The following is a 2,242-nucleotide window of genomic DNA, read 5'->3' as shown; positions in this document are numbered from 1 at the left end:
ACCATACATGCTCCTTACAAATCATTCCTTTATACTATATGATAGAACTATTAAAAATACGTTTTTTTCTTTTTATTAGTCTGAATACACTGATGGACTTGTGTATTTTAATATTGAACGCAAAACTCTATGTAGGTTTTCAACTCACGAAACTATATAGTCATAGTACAACTTTGTAATTACATATATTATTACAAAAATAAATGTAAGGAATTTAATATGCCCTCTCAACCTAATGAACAAAATGTAACTGATATGATTAATGCTATATTTAAAGATGAAATGCAAAGTTTTGATGCAGCTTTTGACATTGTTAAAAACGAAATACTACCTAGTATAAGTCTTGCTATTGAGAGTTATAGCCGTGCTGTGCAAGAATATAAGAATGGACAGAGCCAACGCGAAAGCAGAATCGATGCCATTAATAAAAACGCAGACAAAATAACTAGTATATATTTCTCACCTGCTTGTAAGGCTATACAAGATAAAATTAACAAGTATTATCAATTTGTTAATGATGAATTTAAACAACTACAAACTGCCTTGAATACAGCCAATGCTAATGCTCAAAATATGATTGCCTTTCAAACTATCTGGCTAATGTATGAGAATCAACTACAAGAATGTATTTCTGGAACTTCTGAACAAGGGCAACAAGGAGAATCCACTACGTAGGGGGTGTCATATTGAATAGTAACAACAGACGATATCAGCCAAATACACAAAGAAACAATAATACCTTATCCACTACTAGTAATAACACTTTATGTCAAACTGAAAGTTTGTGCCATGACTCTCGTACTACTAACTCGTGCTCTAAAGCCATTGTAAGTGTACCACAAGCTTTTGCACAAGCCAAAAGTGGAAGACTCTTTCAATCCAGCACAGAAGTGATTCCTGTTATCGGTAGTCACAATGTTGTAATTCAACTATGTAATCCTTGTTCCAGTAACACAACTGTTTACCTATCATCAGTAATATGTGCTAACCATTCTCCTTCACCTGTTAGTCTCAAAACCTTTTTTCATGGAACTGTAAAGCAGGAGTTAAGAAATTCACCAGTGGGTAACACAAATATGTATGTGGACTGTTCTTGCAAGCCAAAAGCATGCCTCCAATGTGGAACACGAATTGAAATCTGTAATGGTATATTAGTCTCTACCGTGGTTGTGAATGGTTATGATACATTTACAGAGTCAATTGACGGCACTATAATACTCTCACCTGATTGTCCTATTATATTCGAGCTATGTTCTGTGAATTGCTCACAAACTGCACTAGCAAATGTGTCCATTAGCTGGTGGGAGGTACCTAATTGTGAAGAGTTGATTCGTTGCTGTCTATAATAGTAGCTGCTTAATAATCATATCTTTTTCTTATATTATAAACTGGTTCCGACTTTTAGCACATATTGTCAAAAAGTAAATATAATATAGTGACCAGTTTTTTCCTAAGGAAGTCGCCCTGCTATAAGAAAAGGAAATATGATAGGAGGCTAGAATTTTGAAACAGGATTATGTTTTTAACGGAAAAGAAGTCTATTTAACTAAGAAATTCTCCTTCAGTGCAGCTCATCAATTAAACGGTTCTAACAAACAATTGCATGGACATAATTACACAGTTAATGTTACACTTAAAGGTGGTTTGAATAACGATGGTTTTCTTGTTGATTTGAATAAATTGGAGTCACTAATCTATACACATGTCATCTATCGACTTGATAATAGTTTTCTAAATAATTACCTGAAACCTTTGAATCCAACTGTTGAGGTACTTACTATTTACCTTTATCATGAAATAGAAACTTGTCTCCGTTTATGTGAATATACAACTAATTTAAAGCTTGTAGAAGTTACTGTTTATGAAACAGATTCCTACAGTGCAACAATAAGAGAAACGAATTAATAAAATAGTATAATTTACCATGGTTTTTTTCTATATTCGTGTTATAATAAAAAATGCAGTATCATACTAAAGTTAAATATTTTGTTAGAGGAGAAAAATTAGAAAATGGAAAACACAAAAGTTATTTGTAGATGTAAAAATGTCTACTTTGAAGATATAGAGAATGCGATTAAAGAAGGGGCTTCTACATATGAAGAAGTTCAAGAGAAAACTAAAATTGCTACTGGTTGCAGTCGTTGTGCTAAGCAAGCAGAAGAAATCACTTCTTTCTTATTATCTAAAAACAAATAATATGGATTTAATAACATAAATATTAGAATCCCAAAAGGTGAAGTGA

4 protein-coding genes are annotated in these 2,242 nt (G+C 32.4%); all 4 read left to right on the top strand.

What is annotated here, in order from left to right:
* The first annotated feature begins 219 nt into the window (after window positions 1–219).
* A complete protein-coding gene (locus ACW2QF_RS19665; RefSeq protein ID WP_455717713.1) occupies window positions 220–675 on the top strand; it encodes a hypothetical protein in 456 nt (151 codons plus the stop codon).
* 11 nt (window positions 676–686) lie between these two features.
* Window positions 687–1,346 carry a DUF6143 family protein gene (locus ACW2QF_RS19660; protein WP_455717712.1) on the top strand — a complete coding sequence of 220 codons (660 nt, stop codon included), beginning with the start codon at window positions 687–689 and terminating at the stop codon, window positions 1,344–1,346.
* Between the two features lie 157 nt (window positions 1,347–1,503).
* Complete coding sequence (locus tag ACW2QF_RS19655; RefSeq protein ID WP_455717711.1) at window positions 1,504–1,905, top strand: 6-pyruvoyl trahydropterin synthase family protein; 402 nt, start codon at window positions 1,504–1,506, stop codon at window positions 1,903–1,905.
* A gap of 105 nt (window positions 1,906–2,010) precedes the next feature.
* Complete coding sequence (locus tag ACW2QF_RS19650) at window positions 2,011–2,196, top strand: (2Fe-2S)-binding protein (protein ID WP_455717710.1); 186 nt, start codon at window positions 2,011–2,013, stop codon at window positions 2,194–2,196.
* Window positions 2,197–2,242: the final 46 nt, after the last annotated feature.

Source organism: Anaerosporobacter sp. (assembly GCF_965301125.1).
Note: the sequence above shows the minus strand (reverse complement) of the source record. Positions and strands in the feature narration are given on the sequence as shown.